This window comes from Collimonas arenae (assembly GCF_001584165.1).
In the GTDB taxonomy this organism is placed as follows: Bacteria; Pseudomonadota; Gammaproteobacteria; order Burkholderiales; family Burkholderiaceae_D; genus Collimonas; species Collimonas arenae.
On sequence record NZ_CP013233.1, the window covers coordinates 4294359 to 4315733 of the forward strand.

A 21375-nucleotide genomic window follows, 5' to 3' on the forward strand; every position below is an offset into this window, starting at 1 on the left:
GTGAGTCTTGTAAAGATAAGTGAGCTAAAGTGTATCGCTGTCAGGACCTGACGGTCGAGTCGCGGACATGTAATTCGGGTGCAATCGTCTGCCGCTGCAATGGCCGCTCCGGCGCGGCGATCCGCTCCAGCAGGCATTGCGCTGTCAGTTGCCCCAGCTTGCGCGTGTTCTGGGCGACACTGGTCAGCGTCGGATGGACAAATTGTGCCAGATCGATATCGTCGAAGCCGACCACTGCCAGCTGCTCCGGCACCGCCATGCCGCGTTCCGCCGCCGCCCGCAGGGCGCCAATCGCCATCAGGTCGTTGCAACAGAAAATCGCATCCGGCAACTGCTTCATGGCCAGCAAGCTGCGCGCCGCAAGGTAACCGCCGGCACTGGTGAAATCCGCATACACCAATAAATCATCTGATAGCGCGACCCCGCCATCGAGCAATGTCTGGCGCAGGCCAGCAATCCGTTCACGCGAAATATCGATATCCGCCGGGCCGCCAATGCAGGCAATCCGGCGCCGTCCCAATTCCAGCAAATGCGCCGCCGCCAACGCGCCGCCAGCGACATTATCGACCGCTACCAGATCAATTCCCAACTCCTTCGGCGCCCGGTCCAGCAGCACGGTCGGCACTTTCATCTTGCGCAGCAATTCGCCGTCGGTCTGCGCCAGCGTCGCCACAATCAGGCCGTCGCAGCGTTTGGTCAGCAGCATGTTCAGGTAATCGCGCTGTTTGGCCGGATCATCGTCGGAATTGCACAGAATGACGCTGTAGCCGGCCGCATAGCAGCTATCTTCGATACCGCGCGCAACTTCTGAAAAATACGGGTTGGTGTTGTTTGGAATGATCAGGCCGATACTGCCGGTGGCCTTGCTCTTCAGCGAACGCGCCAGCGCGCTCGGCATGTAGGCCAGCGCCTCTACCGCCGCCAGCACGCGGGTCCGGGCATCGTCGCTGACCGGGCGAGTCTGGTTGAGGACGTGCGAAACCGTGGTGTACGAGACCCCCGCCTTGCGCGCTACATCCTTGATGGTTGCCATAGTGTTTGCTCAGTGTTCGAATGCATTCGCAGGGTGAACATAATTGCCCGGGCCTTGAATAACCACAATAAATCGCTACAATATTTTGCGCGGGAACCCAGATTCCGGCCTCGCATTAACCTGTCGTGCGTTCACCACGGCGACGATAGGTATCCAGCACCACTGCCGCCACAATCACTAGTCCGGTAACGATGCGTTTCATCGGTTCGCTGACGCCGACCTGCGCCAGTCCGGCTTCCAGCACCGAGATGATCAAGACGCCGATAAAGGTACTGATCACCGAACCGCGTCCGCCCATCAAGCTGGTGCCGCCGATTACAACCGCTGCGATCACCTGCAGTTCCATGCCAACGCCGCCGTTCGGATCGGCGGCTTCCAATCGTGACACCTGGAACAGCGCGCCGACGCCGGCCAGCAAACCCATCAACGCAAATACCAGCACTTTGCTCGGACGCGGATTGATACCGGCCAGGCGCACCGCTTCTTCATTGGTGCCAATGCCGATCCAGTGACGCCCCAGCACGGTCTTGGTCAATACCAGGTGGCCGATGATGACGATCAGGATCGCCGACAAGAAAGCCGGCGACATGCCGAGCAGGATCGGCGAACTGATGCCGTCGACCGCGCTACCGATGTATTCGGTACGCGAATTGGTCACCTGGTACGCCAGGCCGCGCGCCATTTCCAGCACGCCCAGCGAGACGATGAACGAAGGAATCCGCCAGCCGACCGAAATCACGCCGGTCACCATGCCGCACAAGCTGGCCACCAGCACGGCCAGCACACCCGCGCCGAACAGTGGCCAACCCCAGCGCACCATCGCCATCGACAGCACCGACGCCGCCAGCGCCATCACCGAGCCGACCGAGAGATCGATTCCACCGATGATCAGCACGAAGGTCATGCCGACCGCCATCACCACCAGCGTCGGGATATCGTTAGACAAGGTGGTAAACGTGGCAAGCGTCAGGAAATTTTCGCTCAGGAAGGAAAACAGCACGCACATCGCCAGCAGCGCGCCGATCAGGCCCAAGTAGTTCTTCAGGCCTGACATGCTGCGCGTGAGAGAAGAAGAACGGGAAGAAGAACTGGAAAGTGTTGTCATGATCTTGTGTATGTTGAGTGCATTGTCGGTGCTCGGCTCAGGCAGCCTGCGCGCTTGCCGGATCTGTTGCTGTATCGCCGTTGCCACCACCGTTTCCATTGACGTAACCGCTGAACGCCGCCGCCAGGATCGTTTCCTGGCTCCATTGGCCGCGTTCGAAAGTGTCGACCAGCTTGCCCGCGCTCATCACCGTGATGCGATCGCAGATCAGCATCAGCTCACGCAGGTCGCTGGAAACGATCAGCAGGCCCTTGCCTTGCCGCGATAGCTCGGCCAGCAGCTTGTAGATATCGAACTTGGCGCCGATGTCGATGCCGCGGGTCGGCTCGTCGAACAGCATGATCGGACAATCGCGATACAGCCAGCGGGCGATCACCACCTTCTGCTGGTTACCACCGGATAGCTCGCCAGCCGCCTGTGTGCCATCGCGCGAACGAATCCGCAGGCGCTTGATGTAATCGTCGGCCACCGCGACTTCGGCCTGCTGGTCGAGCACGCCGAATTTGCTGACCGACGACAGCTTGGCTAACGTGGCGTTGACGCCAATCGATTGCGGCAACAGCAGTCCCTGGCTCTTGCGGTCTTCGGTAATCATGGCGATACCGGAGGCAATCGCATTTTTCGGCGACGAAATATTCGCTGCCTTGGTTTGATCGCCAATGAACACTTCACCCTGATCGGCACGGTCGGCGCCAAAAATCAGACGCAACAATTCCGTGCGCCCCGATCCGATCAATCCAGCGATACCGAGGATTTCGCCGGCGCGCAAATCAAAGGAAGCAGGTGCCACCACGGCGCCGCGTCCGAGATTGCGTACCCGCAGCAATGGCGCGCCGATGTTGCGATGCCCCAGATCCAGCTCGGATTCCGCGGCACGCCCAACCATCAGTTGCACCAGCGCCTCAGTGTTATAGCCGCCGATGGCATCGTCACACACCAGCTGGCCGTCACGCAGCACAGCGATGCGGTCCGCCACACGCTTCAACTCTTCCAGCCGATGCGAAATATAGATGATCGCCACGCCTTCCGACTGCAGCCGCGCAATCTGAGCGAACAGCAGCTCAACCTCGCGGTTGGTCAGCATCGCAGTCGGTTCGTCCAGCACCAGCAAACGACAGCTGCCGATCAGGTTGCGCGCAATTTCCACCATCTGCTGGTGGCCAACGCCAAGTTCGCCGACCGGCGTCCAGGGATCGATATCGGTCAGCCCCACCGCCGCCATCTGGACGCGTGCAGCGGCCGCAAGCTTGGGCTTGTCGATCCAGCCGAAGCGTTGCGGCAACTGATTCAGGAACAGGTTTTCAGCGATGCTCAGGGTCGGGATCAGGTTCAGTTCCTGCATCACCATGCGGATGCCAAGCTGCTCGGCTTCCTTGCGCGACGCCGGTTGATAGGCTTGGCCATCGAGCAGCATGCTGCCGGTGGTTGCCTGCACCAGGCCGCAGACGATTTTCGAGAGCGTGCTCTTGCCGGCGCCGTTTTCACCGGTCAAGGCCAAGATCTGTCCGGCACTGATGCTGATCGAGACATCGCTCAAGACCGGTTCGACATAGGTCTTGCCGACTCCGGTCAAACTCAATAAGGGAACTGCAGGTGCTGCGGCGCGCATGTCGGACTCGTGCGCCGCGTTGAATTCATTGGACATTCAGCCTCCACCAACGTGGATCGTGGTTTTGTATCTGAATTGAGGGACGGGCAGCACTGCGCGCTTTGACGGCGCTTGCGCTTCGTTCCGCAATTATTTTCTGTATAACTTACACGTTACGCCTGATGCGCGGACACGGGGGAAACCGGCCGCATTGCAGCAGCCCGTACGCCCCCCGTTCCGGCAGAGTGTCTTACTTGGTGTCTTTGGTCACCAGTTCAACCTTGGTTTCAACCGTGCCGCCCAGGCTGTTCTGCGGCTTCTTGTCAGCGATTGCCTTCAATACCGTTTCGATGCCGAATACCGCTTGCTGCGAAGCGAACTGGTCAGCAGTCGCCAACACACGGCCATCTTGCAGCATTGGCTTGATGGCGTTGATGTTGTCATAGCCTACCACCAGCACCTTGCCGGTCTTGCCTGCTGCCTTGACCGCTGCCACTGCACCAAGAGCCATGTTGTCGTTACCGGCCAACAATGCCTTGATGTCAGGATGCGCATTCAACATCGCTGCAGCAACCTTGTTGCCAGGATCGATTTCCCATTGACCGGATTGCACTGACACCACATTGGCGCCTGCTGTCTTCATTGCATCCTGGAAGCCCAGCGTGCGTTGCTGCGCATTGATGGTGGTGGAAACGCCTTCGATGATGGCAACCTTGTCGCCGCTCTTGATCTGCTTGGCCAGGTAGTCGCCGACCAGCTTCGCGCCCTTGCGATTATCCGGGCCAACGAACGGCACTACGATGCCCTTTTCCTTGAGCGCGGCTTCATCCAGCTTGTTGTCGATATTGACCACGATGATGCCAGCGTCGATCGCCTTCTTGATGACCGGCACCAGCGCCTTCGAATCGGCGGGCGCGATCACCAGGCCGTTGACCTTGGAAACGATCATCTGTTCGACGATCTTGATCTGGTTCGATGTGTCCTGCTCGTCCTTGATGCCATTGGCGATCAAGTCGTACTGGGCGGCGTGCGCCTTCTGGTGCGCCTTGGCGCCGTTTTCCATGGTCAGGAAGAATTCATTGGCGAGCGACTTCATGACCAGAGCAACCTTCGGTTTCGGTGCAGTCTGGGCCAACGCCGGCAACGAAGGCAATGCGCAGACGAGAACGGTGGCGGCAATCAGCTTGAGGCGGATACGGGTATTCATCAAAAGTCTCCTGAAATTGTTATTAAACGCGTTGTGCAACGACATGTCCGTCGGATCGGCATGCCGGTATTTGGAACGCGCAAACGTTTGCGCGTTTTGATGATAGCATCAGATCCGGCAAAAAAAAAGATTCAAAAATGTCGTTTTTTTTGTTGCTTGGCATAGTGACAAGGGCGATCATGTAGCACGCCAAAGGGAAAATCGGCTACCGCCCGGAGACAGATACATGCGCGACGGGCACATTGCCGTCAATATTTTGACGGCGCTTCCCTGCTACGGCTACAGCTTGGCTTCAAAACATAAAACTGACAACATTAACAACCAGGCAAGAGAATCCCCCTTGATTGCAAGGGAAATGCGCAAATGAAGAAATTACTGGCTTTTCTTGCATGTGCACTATGCCTGGCAGGCTGCCACGGCGGCCTCTCTTCGGCCAGTCATGCAAAAATCATCATCGATAGTGATTACAACACCATAGACGACGATGGCCAACTGGGCGCGATGGCCGCTCAATTACATGCACAAGGTGCAGTCGATGTACTCGGCATCACCGTGGTATCGGGTCGCCAGTGGCTGCAGCAAGGAAGCGCCGATGCGCTGAAATCGATGGAGCGCCTCGGTGTCGGCGCGCAAATTGGCGTCTACAGCGGCGCCAACACGCCGCTCACCCATGACCTGGAGACGGTGCGCAGCGAACTGGCAAAATTCCCGGAACCACATGCACAACTGGGCGCATGGGAAACGCCCGAACCCATGTTCGCCAGCGACTTGAAAGCTCCGCCGGACGGCTTCGCGCAGCACACCACGCTGCGGCGCAAGAGCGCTGTCGACTTCATCGTCGACTCGGTCAAGCAGAACCCGCATCAGGTGACCATCCTGGCCGTCGGCCCGCTCACCAATATCGCGCTGGCCGTGCTCCAGCATCCAGAGATCGTACCGTTGATCAAACAGATTATTTACCTGGGCGGCGCATTCAAGGTCGCCGGCAATGCTACCGCACACGCCGAATTCAACTGGTGGTTCGATCCGGAGGCCGCGCAAATCGTGCTGCATCAGCCGATTCCACAAGTGGTGATCCCGCTGGACGCAGCCAATACGGTGGTCATGGATAAGAAGATTTACGACAGGATTGCCCACGATCCCAACAAGCATACCGCCGTGACCCAATTGTTCGCGCAGCTGGAGGGCTACGGCTTCCACCACAATTCCGGCTTTGAAACCGATCGCAACTTCACGGCGCACGTCATGGACAGCCTGACCATCGCCTATCTGCTCGATCCGCGTTTTGCAACCGAAACCGTCGATGAATGGGTCGATGTCGACATCGCGTTCGGTCCCGACGACGGTCGTTCCATTGCCTACCTGAAAACGCCTCCGACCCACCTCGGACTGAAGAAAATGCGGGTCGTCAAACGTTTCGACAACGCTCGCTTTTTCAATCTCTATGTCGACCTGCTGACGCGGCCGGTGCCGGTCAAGCTGTCCGGCTAGCCATATCAAACCGCGAGAAAGCGCTCCAGCCGTTGTACGCCATCCTCCAGACGCTCCAGTGAGCTGGCAAAGCACCAGCGCACATAACCTTCGCCTTCAGTGCCAAATGCATTGCCCGGTGCCAGGCCCAGCCCGGCGTCGCGCACCAGTTGCTTGCACAGCACCAGACTGTCGCTGACGCCATCGACACGGAAGAACAGATACATCGCACCCTTCGGCCGCGGCGCGGTAATTCCCGGCAATGCATTCAGACGCTGGTACAGGAAGTCCCGCGCGGCGCGATAGCGGGTGACAGTATTACCGATGATTTCATCGCCACGCTCAATCGCCACAATCCCGGCGCGCTGCACGAAACCCGGCGCGCATGAGGTGTTGTATTCGATCAGCTTGCCGATGTCGGTCATCAGTTCCGGCGGCGCCACCAGCCAACCCAGCCGCCAGCCGGTCATCAGCCAGGATTTGGAAAAGCTGTTCGATGAAATCACACGGTCATCGGCGTCGGCGATATCGAGGAAGGAAGGTGCACAGGCCTGCCGCTCCGAGCTTGGCTGCTCGCTGTACACCAACCGCTCATAGACGTCGTCAGCAACGATCCAGATGCCATGCCGGCGGCAATGCGCAAGCACCGCTTCCTGCTGTTCGCGCGGCATGACCCAACCAGTCGGGTTATTCGGCGAGTTCAGCAGCACGGCGCGCGTATCCGGCGTGAGTGCATCCAGCAACTGCTGCAGGTCGAGCTCCCAGGTCTCGCCAAATTGCAGCGCCACCCGCACTACTTCGGCTCCGAGAATTTTCGGGATTTCGGCAACGTTCGGCCACAACGGCGTCACAGCCACTACCCGGTCGCCGGGATTGATGATCAACTGCGACAACACCATCAATGCCGACACGCCGGAAGAAGTCACCGCGACGCGGCTCGCATCAATCGGCCGGTGCAGCGTCGATAGGTAGGCGGCAATCGCCGCCCGTAATGGCGGAATGCCATAGTTGTGCGTGTAGAACGTATCGCCATCATCCAGCGCCGCCTTGGCCGCATCGCGGATGAAAGCAGGCGTCACCTGATCCGGCTCACCGAACCAGAACGGCAGCACGTCGTCGCGCCCCATTCCAACATTGGCGACTTCGCGGATCCGCGATGCTTCCAATTGACGAACCACGTTGCGGGCGACTGCGGGATGATCCAAAGGCATGGCGCTTTCCTATTCACGGATTCAATAATCATGACCTGCGCCAGAAGCGCCGGCAACGTTGCTTATCAACAGACTTGACGGAAAGTGTAGCCGAAAGCACGACGCAAGGTGGACCGGCGCCGTCACCGAGCCAATCGCAGGTACGGCCTGTCGACAATAAAAAAGCCGCTCATCGAGCGGCTTTCATTTCCTGCGGCGCAACGCTTATGCGGCTTTGCGCTTGGCAACCACACGCTTGGGTGCAGCCTTCTTCGCCACCGTCTTCTTGGCCGCCGGTTTCTTCGCTACCACCGCGCTTGCCTCGCCAGCTTCGTCCGCGACAGCTGCGGCCTTGGCCTTGCCTTTGGCAGGCGCCTTTGCCTTGCGTTCTTCAAACTCAAAGCTCACCTTGCCATCCTTGCCCTTGACCAGGAACGCCTTGAATGGGCGACGCGTGCGTTGCGAAATGAATCCCGGCAGCAAATCGGTCTTGCCGTCGTTTAGCAGCTTGACCATCTGCTCCGGCAGGATTTCCTGCTGCAGGATGATACGGCCGCTACGGAAATCGCAGGTCTTTGGCTTGGCGACAGCTTTTTCGCAGACATAAGCCAAGCCCATTTCATACACGCCGCTGGCACATTTCGGACATGGTCCGAGCGCAGTCTGTCCAGTGAAATCGACACCCTCGCCATCTTCGCCTTCACCATCGTTCTGGCCGAAATCAAATTCCAGCTTGAAGTTCTTGATCTCTTCATCGCGGCTGATTTTCAGGATCGCGGCAAACGGCCGGCCCATCTTGGAGCGGAAACCTTGCAACGGACCAATGGTGCGCTTGGTAAGCAATTCCTCGACTTCAGGAATTTCAAACTGGCGGCTACCTGGCGTCTTGCTCATCGAGAATTCGCACTTGGTGCAAGCGAAGCGACGATAGTTTTCCTTGACCACGCCGCCGCAATTCGGACACGGCGCCAACAGCGTCGCGTAGTCGCCCGGGATGGTGTCGTTATCGTATTCCTTCGCGCGCTTGACGATGATCTGGGTCAGTTGCGCGATTTCGCGCATGAACTCTTCACGGCTGATGGTACCGCGTTCGATCTGCGACAGCTTGTGTTCCCATTCGCCGGTCAACTCCGGTTCGGTCAACTCATCGACGCCGAGGCCGTGCAGCAGCGTCATCAGCTGGAACGCCTTGGCGGTCGGCATCATTTCCCGGCCTTCGCGCAGCAGGTATTTTTCGTTCAGCAAACCTTCGATGATGGCAGCGCGCGTCGCCGGCGTACCGAGGCCCTTGCCGGCCATCGCTTCGCGCAACTCGCCATCGTCCAGCAACTTGCCGGCGCCTTCCATGGCCGACAGCAAGGTCGCTTCCGTGTAACGCGCGGGCGGTTTGGTGACCAGGCCGTTGGCGGTAATCTTGTCGGTCTTGACCTTCTCATCCTTGGCTACCGCAACCAGCGTGCCGCTGTTTTCCGGGTCTTTCTCATCCGCAGCTTCCTTGCCGTAGATCGCCAGCCAACCCGGATTTGTCATGACCTTGCCTTCAGTCTTGAACTGATGGCCGGACACTTCGGTGTAACGGGTAGTGACCTGGAACTCGGCAGCCGGGAAAAACACCGCCATGAAACGGCGTGTCACCAGGTCGTACAACTTCTGTTCAGGTTCCGACAGATTCTTCGGCGCCTGCGTAGTCGGAATGATCGCAAAGTGATCGCTGATCTTGGTGTTGTCGAAGATGCGTTTGTTCGGCTTGACCCAGCCCTTGTTCAGGATCTGCGCTGCGAACTGCTGGTAATTGTTGTTCTCGGAGACCGTTTCCAGCGTTTGCTTAACGGTGTTCAGGTAATCTTCCGGCAGATGGCGCGAATCGGTACGCGGATAAGTCAGCACTTTGTGCTTTTCGTACAGCGCCTGCGCCAGGCCGAGCGTATTCTTGGCCGAGAAACCGAAGCGCGAGTTGGCTTCGCGCTGCAGGCTGGTCAAGTCGAACAGGGCCGGCGCCATCGAGGTAGTCGGCTTCGACTCTTCACGCACAGAACCCATCTTGCCGCGGCAGGCAGCCACGATCGATTCGGCTGCAGCCTTGCTCCACAGACGCTCAGCGCGCTTTTCCGGATCGTTTTCATCTTTCTTGTGCGCAGCGTCGAGCCAGCGGCCTTCATAGATACCGGCGGCGCAGACAAACTCGGCCCGCACTTCCCAGAAATCGCGCGGCACGAATTTCTTGATCTTCTCTTCGCGCTCGACCACGATGGACAGGGTCGGCGTCTGCACGCGGCCGACGGTGGTCAAATAGAAACCGCCTTCTTTCGAATTGAAGGCGGTCATTGCGCGCGTGCCGTTGATGCCGATCAGCCAGTCCGCTTCGCTGCGACAGCGGGCGGCATCGGCCAGCGGCAGCATGTCCTTGTCTTCGCGCAAATGTGTGAAGCCATCGCGAATCGCGCCTGGCGTCATCGATTGCAACCACAGGCGCTTGACCGGCTGCTTGGCTTTCGTATATTGCGCGATCAGGCGGAAAATCAGCTCGCCTTCGCGCCCGGCGTCACATGCGTTGATCAGGGCGGTAACATCCTTGCGCTTGATCAGCTTGTTGAGCACCTTGAGCCGCGACTCGGTCTTGGCAATCGGATTGAGTGCAAAATGCGGCGGAATCATCGGCAGATGAGTGAAGGTCCATTTGCCGCGCTTGACATCATATTCTTCAGGAACCGCGATTTCCAGCAGATGGCCGACCGCGGAGGACAGGACGTATTCGTCGGATTCAAAGTACTCATCGTGCTTGGTGAAGCCGCCGAGCGTCTTCGCGATATCGTTCGCGACAGAAGGTTTCTCAGCAATGATGAGGGTCTTGCTCATAGTGTTGTCTCGAAAGTGGCGCATTATTTCAGCGCATTATTTTGCTTTTGCTCGCAATGGGTTAATCGTGCTCAAGGCAGCCTATGAGGCATGGGCTTGATTGCCTGGTGGAAATTTTTCCATAATATATCAGCAAACATCCCAGTCAACATCGCAGCAGACCTCAAGGCCAACCTCACAACTGCGGGCAATGATAAGCGGGTTGTTGGGAAAGTCGCAAGCGTGGCCGGCTTCGGCCGTGCAAGCACATAGCTGGGATCAATCGCGTTTAGTGCAACTGGCGCGGCTCCGGATCATCGTCTTCGTCGACAAACAATTCGTCGAACATCAGGCCGTCCGGCTCCTTGCCCTGGCTCCATAGCACCATCAATACGATCACCTTGAGTTTATCGAGCGGGACCGGAGTCTCGCTGACAGTCAACGCACGTTCGATGACGATCTCGCGCTGGACCGGGTTGAGCATCTTGGCCGATTCCAGGAACTGGATGAAGCCGATCGCAGGAATACCCAGCACGTCGATCTCCTGCTGAGCGTAGACGCGAATGCCAAAGGAAAAAGCCGTTTGCTGCGGATACTTATCGGCGAATTCGTGATTGGTTTCCGCCAGGTCCGTCAGCCAGCCGAGCGCCTTGGCGATCTCGTCTTCTTCAAAGCCGATCGCCGACAGCTTCTTGACCAAAGCCTCCGGTTCAGGGCAGGCATCGGGCCGATAATAAGTTTCATACAGATAAACGAGGACTTCAAACATGGTTCTACTGTATCGCTAAGGTAAAAGTAAGACAAGTGACAGAGAGATGGTTACCCGCTGCGGTATACGTATACAAGTATCGCAGGATTTATGCAACGCTGCCCATAGTGGCAAAATTGCATGCTGGCTTCCAATGGCGCAATCCGGCCGCATCAGCCGATCCGCCGATAGATTGCGCCCGGCAAAACTTCAACCAGGCCGGCCAGTTCCAGCTCGAGCAACTGCGCATTCAACGTTGCCACATCGCAACCGCTGCGCGCCGCCAGCAGGTCCAGGCTGACCGGATCATACCCGAGTACGGCGAGCAGCTTCTCTTTACCGCCATCCCCGGCGTCGCCGGCAGCCTCTCCTGCCCCGACTGCGACGCGCTCCGCATGGACTTCGATCTGCGGCACAACCGGACCGCGCAGCGCGCCCAGTTCTTCCAAAATATCCTGTGCCGATTCCACCAGCTTGGCGCCCTGTTTGATCAGTTGATGGCAGCCTTTCGCCAGGGGCGAATGAATCGAACCGGGAATCGCGAACACATCGCGTCCCTGTTCCGCCGCCATCCGTGCAGTAATCAGCGAACCGGATTTCAACGCCGCTTCGACCACCAGCACACCATTTGAAAGACCCGAGATTATGCGATTGCGCCGCGGAAAATTGGCAGCGACGCCGGGCATGCCGAGCGGATACTCACTGACAATGCAACCCGCTTCTGCAATGCGATGCGCCAGTTCACGATTACGCGCCGGATAGACAATGTCGGCGCCGGTGCCGATCACCGCCACCGTGCTGCCGCCATCGGTATTGCCTGCCGCACCGCGCAAACCGCCCTGATGAGCGGCCGCATCGATGCCCAGCGCCAGCCCGGAAACAATCGTCAAGCCGCGCTGGCTGAGTGTCTCGGCAAAGCGATCCGCATTGGCAACCCCTTGTACGGTGGCATTGCGGCTACCGACTACAGCCAGCGACGGCCGGCTCAACAGCTCTGCGCGCCCCTTGACGTACAGCATCAGCGGGGGATCCGAGATATCCAGCAGCGTCTGAGGATAGCCACTGTCGGCCAGCGTGAACAGCTGGTTGCCCGGCTGCTGCAGCCACTCTCGCGTGCGTTCGATCAGCGCCAGCAGTGCATCCGAGGGCGCAGCCAGCAGCGCATAGACAACCCGCTCCGGCACGACTTTGTGCAAGGCGGAAAACGAAGTGGAAAAAATATTGGCTGGCAGACCAAAAGCCGCCAATAGACGACGCGCGGTGTCGGTGCCGACACCGGCGGTCTGCTCAAGACGCAGCCATGAAGCGAGTTCAGCGACGTCAATTGAGGCGTTTCGGTGGTCAGGTCTGGCCCACCACCGACAGGGGAAATATCCGTATTAACAGCAACAACCTCTAAGGTTACTCCGGCGACCTGGCAACATCGCCGATGTCGACCGTATTCTGGACTTCCATGATCAAGCCATACGAAATATGGTTGAAGACGCGGAAAATGAACAGGGTACCGTATTGTTCGTCAGGCAGCTTGACCTTCTTGTTGTGATCGGCCGGATCGGCAATGGTTTTGCCAAAACGATACAGCTGCAGCACGGTACCGACATCGATGTTGTCATTCTTACCCTGGTTGATCGTCGCGATCTGGTTCTGCGCAGCCGTGGCGACGCCGCCGTAGATCGATACGATACGGGCGTTGACGCTATTGGCCGGAGCATGCGGCACGTAGTTCAGGATCGGCTCGACCGGACGAGGAATGATACGGTCGCCGACCTGCATTTCTTCCTTGGTGTCGACCACGCTGAAGGTGTGCGCCTCATCCGGCGTGCTGCCCTTGCGATCCAGCTTCAATGTACCGAGATACAAGGCCTCATTGGCGATGACCTTGCCAGTCACCGGATCCTTGAGCGCGTTGCCCGGACGGAACACCTGGAATGCAGTAGCGTCGCCCAGATCGCCACGTACATAAGCCTTGTCGCCCTTGCCCAAATTGAGGTGGCCATCCTGCACCGCGACGATGTGCGGTGCATGTGCCAGCTCCCCATCCTCGATGATCAGCGGCTGCGACAAGAACGGGCCGATTGCATCAGTCGAAATCGCCGTGATGGCATCGCGTCCGATACCTTGCACCCGCGTTTGCGGCGACAGCTTGACGACACCAGGCTCACCACCGGTCTCATTGCCAAGGCGCAGGCGGCCACTGGCGCGGTCAAAATAAACGATCTGGCCCGGATAAATCCAGTGTGGGTTATGGATCTGTTCCTGGTTCAAGCCCCAGACTTGCGGCCAGCACCACGGATGCTGCAGAAACCGCCCGGAAATTCCCCACAGCGTATCGCCACGCACCACCACATGCTGGTCGGGAGCATTGGCCAAAAACTCACAACGCATGGGCGTCGCCGTCTGCGCGTGAGCCATAGTCGAAATGCCAAATCCGGCGCTTAAAGCAAGAAGGAGTGCAGCTGTGCTAAACTTTTTCATATCGTTTCCGGTAGATACTGCGTTAAATTGGCGCCTATACCCTTGTTGGCTCGTCGCCATGGCTTTGATCGAGGCAAAGCAAAAAACTTGCCATAGTGAATCAAATTTTGCCCATAATCGATTGAACTAGCAAGAGAAAACCCCTTCCTAACCGCCTAATTTGTCACGCAACCTCGTATGTCTTTATTAAATATTCTGCGTTATCCTGACGCTCGCTTACACAAAATTGCCAAGCCAGTGACAGTTTTTGACACTCGCCTCAAAAAATTGATCGCCGACATGGCCGAAACCATGTACGACGCACCCGGCGTCGGCCTGGCCGCTTCGCAAGTCGATGTCCATGAACAACTGGTCGTCATCGACACCTCCGATACCGGCACTGACCTGCGCGTATTCATCAATCCTGAAATCCTCTGGGCCAGCGAAGAAAAGCAGATCTACGACGAAGGTTGCCTGTCGGTACCCGGCGTCTACGACGGCGTCGAACGTCCGGCACGCGTGAAGGTACGCGCTCTTGATGCTGACGGCAAGCCATTTGAAGTCGATGCTGACGGCCTGCTGGCGGTTTGCATCCAACACGAAATGGATCACCTGCAGGGCAAGGTATTCGTCGAATACCTGTCGCCGCTGAAGCGTAACCGAATCAAGGCCAAGATGCTCAAGGAAGAACGCGAGCAGAAACGCGACAAGCAATACGCAACAAGATAAAGCTGTTGTGATTACGAAACAAAGCGCAAGAATCGCCAACTGTGCGACTCTTGCGCTTTCGTACATTAAAAGCTCGCAAGGCCCGCGCTTTGCTGCGGGCTTGCGCAGTCCGTCATTGTCAAAATAGGTTGCTCGAATAAGTCGTTCGAAGCTCTTCCAATCGTCATTCGGATGAGCCCAAGCGCCGCATTGTTCACGTTACCGGTCTTTGAGCCCTGTCCTTCAATTGCTATGATCGCACCATGAAAATTATCTTTGCGGGTACGCCCGAATTTGCCGCCGTGGCATTGCAAGCCCTGCACGATGCCGGTCACGAAATCACGCTGGTGCTGACCCAGCCCGACCGCCCAGCTGGCCGCGGCATGCAACTGCACGCATCGCCGGTCAAGCAATTCGCACTGGCCCATCAGATCCCTGTGGCGCAACCGGTATCGTTGCGGCTCGACGGCAAGTATCCTGATGTCGCCAAGGAAGCGCACGCACTGTTGCAAGCAACGTCGCACGACATCATGGTGGTCGCTGCCTACGGCCTGATCCTGCCAACCAGCGTGCTGACCATTCCACCGCACGGCTGCCTCAACATCCACGGCTCACTGCTGCCGCGCTGGCGCGGTGCAGCGCCTATCCATCGCGCGATCGAAGCCGGCGACGCCGAGACCGGCATCACCATCATGCAGATGGACCAGGGGCTCGACACCGGCGCCATGCTGCTGATTGAAAAAATGCCGATCGCAGCCGGCGACACCACCGGCTCCTTGCACGACAAGATGGCGAAGCTTGGCGGTGACATGATCGTCGAAGCGCTACGCCGCCTCGAACAAGGCAACTTGCCGGCAACGCCGCAGCCGGAGCAAGGCGTCACCTATGCCGCCAAAATCAGTAAGGAAGAAGCCGCCCTCGACTTCACGCTGCCGGCTGAAGTGCTGGGACGCAAAATCCGCGCATTCAATCCGTTCCCAGCCGCTGCCGCGACATTCGCAGGCACCACGCTGAAACTCTGGCAGGCACAGGTTGTCGCAACCAGCGAAGGCAAGCACACCCCCGGCAGCATCATCAGCGCCGACCCGCAAGACGGCGTAATCGTTGCCTGCGGAAGCGGCGCGTTACGCATCACCGAGTTGCAGAAGCCTGGCGGCAAACGGCTGCCGGCGGCGGAGTTTTTGCGGGCTTTTCCGATGCAGGGTGGGAAATTCGATTGAAGAAATGCACTGCCCGTTCAAATTGAAAAATTTGCGGGCAGCGCATTCTGATTGGACTCCATCAAGTCAAATAAATCACGGCGCTGGCATTTCATTCTTTTCCTCACTCCCCAATTTTTTCACTTCCGTAATGGCGAATTCCGCCTCGCTATTTAAGACATTCGCCGATTTCATTTACGTGGCCCATCGATAAACTCCGTCATGTCCTGTCGCATCCCATATTGCATAAATGGGATCGACATCAGACGTCAGGTGTCGGATCAAGTCGGTGGAGGCAAATCGGCGATTTTTCCTTTTGCAAATTTGTCGGCACAACGTCGATGATCTGGCAAACACCCTCACTTTTTTACGTCGAGCTAGTCAGTAATTTCGTTTTCCTGATCTCAGGGAAACACGGGCTATTCACGCGTGAAATTTTCTCTTAATGGGATAGGAAAATGAAAAAAATGAAAATGGCGAAATCTTCGCAACGTGGTTTCACGCTGATCGAGCTGATGATTGTGGTGGCCATTATTGGCATCTTGGCGGCAGTATCACTACCGGCGTATCAAGATTACGCAACTCGTGCAAGAATGAGCGAAGTTTTGGTCATGTCTGAACCTGCCAAGCTTGCAGTTTCTGAAACTGCTTCATCGCTTGGCGGCTTGGCTGCAGTTACTCTTGGCAATAGTGGTTATACATTTCCTGGAGCGACAGCATTTGTTGCCGATGTCACGATTGCTGACACAACGGGAATCGTGACTGTTACCTCCAGCGTTCCGGGTGCAGCTGGGATCATCACGCTGACTCCCACAGAAGTAAATGTCGACGCACCCAATGGCCAATTGACTTGGGTATGCGCATCTCCAGCAGGAGATGACAACATCCCTGCCAGATTCTTACCTGCAAACTGCCGCTAATGTCCTAGCAGCGGCGACCATTTCCCGTCCGGTTCGCTCTTTCAAAACACTCACTCTGTCGGTAATGCAGTTCAGCTGAGGTTTTTCAGAGCGCGGACGGTATGACGCTGAGGCAAGTCTTCATGGTTCGGTCGAATTTTAGGCCGACCGATTCGTCCTTTAGAAGCGATGCCATACGTTCAAGACATCACTGCGGCAAGGAAGGCTTCACTCATGACCGTGGCCCAGTACGGTTTATATTGGATCACGTGGAGAGCCGGGATGATCGTAGGCGAAGTGAATTTGGTCTAACGTTAAACGACTGTCTCACACTCCAAATTTTGATACCCGCTCCAGCTGGCATGCGGCGTCAGCTTTATCGGATGTTCGATGGCAGCAGCTTCCACGCAGACGAAATGCTGATAGGCGTCGAGCTTCAGGTCGGCGATTTTTTCGCAGCCGTTTTCCCATGGGTTCCACACTACCGCGTCGTCGAACCCGGATTGCGTTGCGATGATGCTGTGTTTGCGGCCGCTGATGGTGATCGGTTTGTCGACCGAAAAATACACGCGGTCGACTTCTCTGGTGATATGCAGGGGTTCGTCACCCGCATGTTTGATGCGGCGGCCGTCGACTGAATCTCGGTAGCGATAGCCATTGAGGCCGTATAGCACGGTGTCGGCAATCTGTGCATCCAGATATGTATGCAGAGCGCAGGTGAAATCGAAGGATTGGTCGCTGTTGTTTGTCACCACCAGTTCAGTATTGAGTGTCTGGCCGGAGAACTTGACGCGCAGCTCCAACGCAAAGGCGTGAGGAAAAATCTTCCGGGTTTCCTCGGAATCACCCAGGGCGAGCCGCAGCAATCCACTGCCGTCGATCTGCTCCGACGACTCCAGCAAAGTCCATGGGCTGACGCGGGCAAAGCCGTGCTTGGGTAACGGACCTTCGCTGGCGAATTGCGGAAAAATCACCGGGATACCGCCGCGAATCGCGCTATCGCTGTGCCAGTTGTTCAGTGGGCTCATGAACAAACGTTCGACGCCGTCCGGCGTGCGCCAAGAGCAGACGTGGCCACCGTGCAGGGCGACCTCCACCTGTGCGCCGTCGGCTGCGGTAGCGACGATGAATTCGTTAGTCGGTTGTTGATTTTCCGGATTGGACAAGGTTTTCTCTCCTCAGGCTATCCGTCTATTATGCGCCCACGTTAGGCATTTCCCAATGCCCTGGCGAGCGTCAGCGTTCAGTCGACGTGCAGTCCGCGTATGGTCACGCCGACTTGGGCGCTGGAATGGCCAGACTGATCCCATGCTGTTTGAAACCGAAATGTTCATAGAAGCGATGAGCGTCCATGCGCTTCAGGTTGGACGAGAGCGCAATTTTGTAGCAACCAGCCTCGCCAGCAATCCGCACCGCGTGATCAAGCATCACACTGCCGATGCCTTGGCCGCGGCAGGCCCGGCTGATGACAACGGCATCCAGCACGGCTTGCTGGGTTCCTTCGTGAGTCAGGCTGCAGAACACCAGGATGCTGAAGGTGCCGACCGCAACGCCATCCGCGAAGACCAGATAGGCGCGGAAATACGGATAGGCGGCCATCTTGTTCATGATCTGGCGAGCACCGTCAGCATCCAATGTGACGTCGCGCGTCGGCTCGTCATCCATTTCGGCTAACAGGGTCACCAGGATTTCTGCATCGTCGAGGGTGGCCTGGCGTACAGTAATGCGCGGTAATGAAACGATGGAAGCGGGAGAAATCATGCGTCTTTACTCCGTGTCGGGATGATGCGGAAATAGAGATCATACCGAAAATCCGACACAAGAAAAAAATGGCGCCATCGACTTGCGATACCTCGCAAGTGACGCGCCATCAACGGGAATCGTAGAACTCATTTCATCAATATCCGTGAAATGAGTTCTGGTAAAACTTGATTAAATAAACAGCTTGCGTAAACGCGATGACACCAGATCGATCAGGCTGACTGCAATCACGATCATGATCAGCACCGAGCAGGTCTGTGCATATTCGAAACTGCGGATCACTTCCCACAGGATCACGCCAATGCCGCCGGCGCCGACCATGCCGACCACCGTCGCCGAGCGTACATTGGCTTCGAAACGGTACAGCACATAGGAAATCCAGAGCGGCATCACTTGCGGCAACACGCCGTAGACGATTTCTTCCAGCGCATTGGCGCCGGTGGCGCGTATGCCTTCGACCGGTTGCGGATCGATTGCTTCAACCGCTTCCGAAAACAGTTTCGACAAGGTACCTGTGGTTGCCACGAACAAGGCCAGAACGCCGGCAAACGGCCCCAGTCCGACCGCGACCACGAACAGCATAGCGAACACCATTTCATTGATCGCCCGCGCCGCATCCATCAAGCGGCGTACCGGTTGGTTAACCCAGGGCGGCGCGATGTTGGAAGACGCCAGCAGGCCACACGGCACCGCGCACACCACTGCCAGGGCTGTGCCCCAAACAGCGATCTGGATGGTGACCAGCAGCTCTTGCAGGTAAGTGCGCCACTCGTGGAAATCCGGCGGGAAGAAGCTGGCGGCATAGGTGCCCATGTTGCCGCCGTCGCGCAGCAGTTCCAGCGGCCGCATGTCGGCGCCCTTCCAGGAGGCGATCAGGACGGCCAGCAGCACGCCCCAGAACAACGTACGGCCAATCGATTGCTTCGGCGGCTCAGGGAACGTGGTTTGCATTTTTAAAGGTACGGAACTTGTCATTGCTTAGGATTTGGCCAGGTCGGACATTTTGCGATTGATGTCATCCAGCTTGGCTTTCTTTTCCTCGGCGCTCAGGTTGGCGTCCGATTCAATCTTGCCTTTTTGCTTAAACAGTTCCAGTTGGCGGATCGGGTTCAGCTGGGCATCATTCGATTCTGCGAAACCGCTGTATTGCAGCTTGGCCAGTTGCGCTTTTTCCTGCGCGGCGTTAGGACCGGTCTTGCCGTAGCTCAGGAAGAATTCCTTGATCTTGGCCTTGGTGTCGGCTGGCAGATCCTTGCGCCATACCAGTGGGTCAGCAGCGATCAGCGGCGATTTCCAGACGATGCGAACTTCCTTGGCGACGGCCGGTTGACGCTCTTCGATACGGTCCATCGTGTCAGATGCAAACACGGCGGAATCGATCTGCTTGTTGGCCACAGCCAGGATGTTGGCTTCGTGGTTCGAAGTACGGATCACTTTGAACGCAGTCTTCGGATCGACATTGTTCTTGGCGAAGATGTAGTAGTTCGGCAGCAGGTAACCGGAAGTCGAGTTCGGGTCGCCGATACCGAAAGTCAGGCTTTTCGAATTTTTCAGGATATCGTCGATGCTCTTGTATGGGCTGTCTTTGGACACGCCGACCAGGCTGTAATAGCCCGATGTGCCATCTGGATTGACCACGTGTGCAAACACTTCGCCGCTGGCGCGGTCAACCGCTTCCATCGCCGATTTGTTGCCGAACCAGCCCATCTGCACCTTACCGAAACGCATACCTTCGATGATGCCGGCGTAGTCGGAAGCGAAGAAGCCATTGACCTTGATGCCGATGCGCTTGCTCATTTCATCCAGCACCGGCTGCCAGTCCTGCTTCAGGTTTTGCGACGATTCGGTCGAGATGATGCCGAAGTTCAGCACTTTAGCGTCGTCAGCGTGAGCAACCGAAGCTGTCACTGCCAGCATTGCCATGGCCACGCCGGAAAATAATTTTGCAAACATGATTTGAAACTCCTGATTGTTATGAGAGCTGCGATGAGAGCTGCGAGTGATGTTAGGTAATTGGATTGTTGCCGGGTGTGATTCCATTCAGGCGGCAACCGCGAGTGCCGGTATGCTGTCGAACGGCGTCGGTACTGCTACCGCTGGGCGGGTCAAGGTATTGGAGCCGCCCAGGATGTCTTCTGCTTCACTGCCGTATAGTTCACGCAGCATTGGCTCGGTCAGTGCGCTGGAAGGGCCGTCGTACACAACGCGGCCTTTGTGCAAGGCCACCGTGCGCGGGCAAAAACGCAACGCCACGTCGACCTGGTGCAGCGACACGATCACGGTGCTGCGGTCGCGCTGGTTAACATCAGCCAGCGTTTGCATCACGCGGCGCGCCGATTCCGGATCGAGCGAGGCGATCGGTTCGTCGGCCAACACGATGCGCGCTTTCTGGACGATGGTGCGGGCGATTGCAGCACGTTGCTGCTGACCTCCGGACAATGCCGAGGCGCGTTTGTAGGCGTGGTCGGAAATACCCACGCGCGCCAACGCTTCCAGACCCAGGGCCTTTTCTTCAGCAGTAAACAATTTGAAGCAGCTGCGCCAGAGCGGGATGCGCGACAGGCCGCCGGTCAGAACATTGGTCAGGACCGGCAGACGGCCAACCAGGTTGAACTGCTGGAAAACGAAACCGACGTTGGCGCGCACCGCGCGGATGTTACGGTCGACGATGCCGTCTTTTTGAACCGACTTGCCATCAATGACAATTTCGCCGCCGCTGGCATCTGCAGACATCAATCCGGAAATATGTCGCAACAGCGTCGATTTTCCCGAACCGGATGCGCCGATCAACGCCACCATTTCACCTTGGTCAAACGATAGGGAAACATTATCGAGCGCGCGGAAGCCGCCTCGGAATGTCTTGGATAGACCTTTGATTTCAACCATGATATGTACCGCCACTGGGCTTTTGGAATGGCCGAAGTATTGCGGTCAAATATGTCAGGCGTATGAAAGTTTTATGACCATTCGGTTACAAGTCGAAAAATGTAAACAATCTACAACTCGAATTTTGGCCGCTTACGTCGTCTAAAAAGTATTCTTTTGCATGGAAAATGTGCTTGTACGGGGCTACGCCGTGCCTGCTCCGTAATTTGATGAAATGCCAGGGTCGGTTGCCGTGGCGCTGGCAACATGCCTCTGTCGCGCCGGGCGAAATGATGAAAGTTCCAAGGAGTGG

19 protein-coding genes are annotated in these 21375 nt (G+C 57.3%); 5 read left to right on the plus strand and 14 right to left on the minus strand.

Annotated elements, in window-relative coordinates; all coding sequences use genetic code 11:
- Positions 1-40 precede the first annotated feature (40 nt).
- The 4 genes from CAter10_RS19690 to CAter10_RS19705 all read right to left on the minus strand — a co-directional run bounded on the left by CAter10_RS19690 (position 41) and on the right by CAter10_RS19705 (position 4933).
- Complete coding sequence (locus CAter10_RS19690; protein ID WP_061534763.1) at positions 41-1033, minus strand: LacI family DNA-binding transcriptional regulator; 993 nt, start codon at positions 1031-1033, stop codon at positions 41-43.
- A gap of 115 nt (positions 1034-1148) precedes the next feature.
- Positions 1149-2138, minus strand: coding sequence for an ABC transporter permease (locus CAter10_RS19695; RefSeq protein WP_061535474.1), 990 nt, complete (start codon positions 2136-2138; stop codon positions 1149-1151).
- A gap of 37 nt (positions 2139-2175) precedes the next feature.
- On the minus strand, positions 2176-3783 hold the full coding sequence (locus tag CAter10_RS19700; RefSeq protein ID WP_197467149.1) for a sugar ABC transporter ATP-binding protein: 1608 nt from the start codon (positions 3781-3783) through the stop codon (positions 2176-2178).
- A 193-nt stretch (positions 3784-3976) separates the two neighbouring features.
- Complete coding sequence (locus CAter10_RS19705; protein ID WP_061534764.1) at positions 3977-4933, minus strand: sugar ABC transporter substrate-binding protein; 957 nt, start codon at positions 4931-4933, stop codon at positions 3977-3979.
- Positions 4934-5159: 226 nt separating this feature from the next.
- On the opposite strand from CAter10_RS19705, the gene CAter10_RS22945 reads away from it, so the two are divergent.
- Together CAter10_RS22945 and CAter10_RS19710 are read left to right on the plus strand one after the other, a co-directional pair.
- The gene (locus CAter10_RS22945; RefSeq protein WP_156477173.1) at positions 5160-5300 is read left to right on the plus strand and encodes a hypothetical protein; all 141 of its coding nucleotides are present in this window, start codon (positions 5160-5162) and stop codon (positions 5298-5300) included.
- On the plus strand, positions 5297-6424 hold the full coding sequence (locus CAter10_RS19710) for a nucleoside hydrolase (protein WP_061534765.1): 1128 nt from the start codon (positions 5297-5299) through the stop codon (positions 6422-6424). The genes CAter10_RS22945 and CAter10_RS19710 overlap by 4 nt, the downstream gene beginning before the upstream one ends.
- 5 nt (positions 6425-6429) lie before the next feature.
- Here CAter10_RS19710 and CAter10_RS19715 read toward each other — a convergent pair whose 3' ends face one another.
- From CAter10_RS19715 to CAter10_RS19735, 5 genes are all read right to left on the minus strand, one after another.
- Positions 6430-7614, minus strand: a complete 1185-nt coding sequence (locus tag CAter10_RS19715; RefSeq protein WP_061534766.1) for a pyridoxal phosphate-dependent aminotransferase — start codon at positions 7612-7614, stop codon at positions 6430-6432.
- A 204-nt stretch (positions 7615-7818) separates the two neighbouring features.
- Positions 7819-10449, minus strand: coding sequence for a DNA topoisomerase III (locus CAter10_RS19720; protein WP_061534767.1), 2631 nt, complete (start codon positions 10447-10449; stop codon positions 7819-7821).
- Between the two features lie 268 nt (positions 10450-10717).
- The gene (locus CAter10_RS19725; protein WP_061534768.1) at positions 10718-11197 is read right to left on the minus strand and encodes a Smg family protein; all 480 of its coding nucleotides are present in this window, start codon (positions 11195-11197) and stop codon (positions 10718-10720) included.
- 152 nt (positions 11198-11349) lie between these two features.
- Complete coding sequence (gene dprA / locus CAter10_RS19730; RefSeq protein WP_061534769.1) at positions 11350-12501, minus strand: DNA-processing protein DprA; 1152 nt, start codon at positions 12499-12501, stop codon at positions 11350-11352.
- A gap of 76 nt (positions 12502-12577) precedes the next feature.
- Positions 12578-13651, minus strand: a complete 1074-nt coding sequence (locus tag CAter10_RS19735; RefSeq protein WP_061534770.1) for a LysM peptidoglycan-binding domain-containing protein — start codon at positions 13649-13651, stop codon at positions 12578-12580.
- A 177-nt stretch (positions 13652-13828) separates the two neighbouring features.
- Between CAter10_RS19735 and def the strand changes: the two genes are divergently transcribed.
- The 3 genes from def (at position 13829) to CAter10_RS22150 (ending at position 16457) form a co-directional block, all read left to right on the plus strand.
- Positions 13829-14359, plus strand: coding sequence for a peptide deformylase (gene def, locus CAter10_RS19740; protein WP_061534771.1), 531 nt, complete (start codon positions 13829-13831; stop codon positions 14357-14359).
- A gap of 242 nt (positions 14360-14601) precedes the next feature.
- Positions 14602-15558 carry a methionyl-tRNA formyltransferase gene (gene fmt / locus CAter10_RS19745; protein ID WP_061534772.1) on the plus strand — a complete coding sequence of 319 codons (957 nt, stop codon included), beginning with the start codon at positions 14602-14604 and terminating at the stop codon, positions 15556-15558.
- Between the two features lie 437 nt (positions 15559-15995).
- Entirely contained in the window at positions 15996-16457 is a 462-nt protein-coding gene (locus CAter10_RS22150; RefSeq protein ID WP_082797997.1) for a pilin, read from the plus strand.
- 293 nt (positions 16458-16750) lie between these two features.
- Here CAter10_RS22150 and CAter10_RS19750 read toward each other — a convergent pair whose 3' ends face one another.
- The 5 genes from CAter10_RS19750 to phnC form a co-directional block, all read right to left on the minus strand.
- Positions 16751-17602 (minus strand): D-hexose-6-phosphate mutarotase, encoded by an 852-nt coding sequence (locus CAter10_RS19750; RefSeq protein ID WP_061534773.1) that lies wholly within the window; start codon positions 17600-17602, stop codon positions 16751-16753.
- A 103-nt stretch (positions 17603-17705) separates the two neighbouring features.
- The gene (locus tag CAter10_RS19755; RefSeq protein WP_061534774.1) at positions 17706-18197 is read right to left on the minus strand and encodes a GNAT family N-acetyltransferase; all 492 of its coding nucleotides are present in this window, start codon (positions 18195-18197) and stop codon (positions 17706-17708) included.
- Positions 18198-18368: 171 nt separating this feature from the next.
- On the minus strand, positions 18369-19148 hold the full coding sequence (gene phnE, locus CAter10_RS19760; RefSeq protein WP_417924698.1) for a phosphonate ABC transporter, permease protein PhnE: 780 nt from the start codon (positions 19146-19148) through the stop codon (positions 18369-18371).
- Positions 19149-19175: 27 nt separating this feature from the next.
- The gene (gene phnD, locus CAter10_RS19765; RefSeq protein ID WP_061534776.1) at positions 19176-20150 is read right to left on the minus strand and encodes a phosphonate ABC transporter substrate-binding protein; all 975 of its coding nucleotides are present in this window, start codon (positions 20148-20150) and stop codon (positions 19176-19178) included.
- A gap of 87 nt (positions 20151-20237) precedes the next feature.
- Positions 20238-21083, minus strand: coding sequence for a phosphonate ABC transporter ATP-binding protein (gene phnC, locus CAter10_RS19770; RefSeq protein ID WP_061534777.1), 846 nt, complete (start codon positions 21081-21083; stop codon positions 20238-20240).
- Between the last annotated feature and the right edge of the window lie 292 nt (positions 21084-21375).

Bases quoted from the DNA above. Each gene is read 5' to 3' on its own strand.
- CAter10_RS19715 (WP_061534766.1), bottom strand. From the start codon at position 7,614: ATGCCTTTGGATCATCCCGCAGTCGCCCGCAACGTGGTTCGTCAATTG.
- CAter10_RS19720 (WP_061534767.1), bottom strand. From the start codon at position 10,449: ATGAGCAAGACCCTCATCATTGCTGAGAAACCTTCTGTCGCGAACGAT.
- CAter10_RS19755 (WP_061534774.1), bottom strand. From the start codon at position 18,197: ATGATTTCTCCCGCTTCCATCGTTTCATTACCGCGCATTACTGTACGC.
- CAter10_RS19695 (WP_061535474.1), bottom strand. From the start codon at position 2,138: ATGACAACACTTTCCAGTTCTTCTTCCCGTTCTTCTTCTCTCACGCGC.
- CAter10_RS22945 (WP_156477173.1), top strand. From the start codon at position 5,160: ATGCGCGACGGGCACATTGCCGTCAATATTTTGACGGCGCTTCCCTGC.
- def (WP_061534771.1), top strand. From the start codon at position 13,829: ATGTCTTTATTAAATATTCTGCGTTATCCTGACGCTCGCTTACACAAA.
- CAter10_RS22150 (WP_082797997.1), top strand. From the start codon at position 15,996: ATGAAAAAAATGAAAATGGCGAAATCTTCGCAACGTGGTTTCACGCTG.
- CAter10_RS19710 (WP_061534765.1), top strand. From the start codon at position 5,297: ATGAAGAAATTACTGGCTTTTCTTGCATGTGCACTATGCCTGGCAGGC.
- CAter10_RS19700 (WP_197467149.1), bottom strand. From the start codon at position 3,783: ATGTCCAATGAATTCAACGCGGCGCACGAGTCCGACATGCGCGCCGCA.
- CAter10_RS19735 (WP_061534770.1), bottom strand. From the start codon at position 13,651: ATGAAAAAGTTTAGCACAGCTGCACTCCTTCTTGCTTTAAGCGCCGGA.
- phnC (WP_061534777.1), bottom strand. From the start codon at position 21,083: ATGGTTGAAATCAAAGGTCTATCCAAGACATTCCGAGGCGGCTTCCGC.
- CAter10_RS19705 (WP_061534764.1), bottom strand. From the start codon at position 4,933: ATGAATACCCGTATCCGCCTCAAGCTGATTGCCGCCACCGTTCTCGTC.
- CAter10_RS19690 (WP_061534763.1), bottom strand. From the start codon at position 1,033: ATGGCAACCATCAAGGATGTAGCGCGCAAGGCGGGGGTCTCGTACACC.
- CAter10_RS19725 (WP_061534768.1), bottom strand. From the start codon at position 11,197: ATGTTTGAAGTCCTCGTTTATCTGTATGAAACTTATTATCGGCCCGAT.
- phnD (WP_061534776.1), bottom strand. From the start codon at position 20,150: ATGTTTGCAAAATTATTTTCCGGCGTGGCCATGGCAATGCTGGCAGTG.
- fmt (WP_061534772.1), top strand. From the start codon at position 14,602: ATGAAAATTATCTTTGCGGGTACGCCCGAATTTGCCGCCGTGGCATTG.
- phnE (WP_417924698.1), bottom strand. From the start codon at position 19,148: ATGCAAACCACGTTCCCTGAGCCGCCGAAGCAATCGATTGGCCGTACG.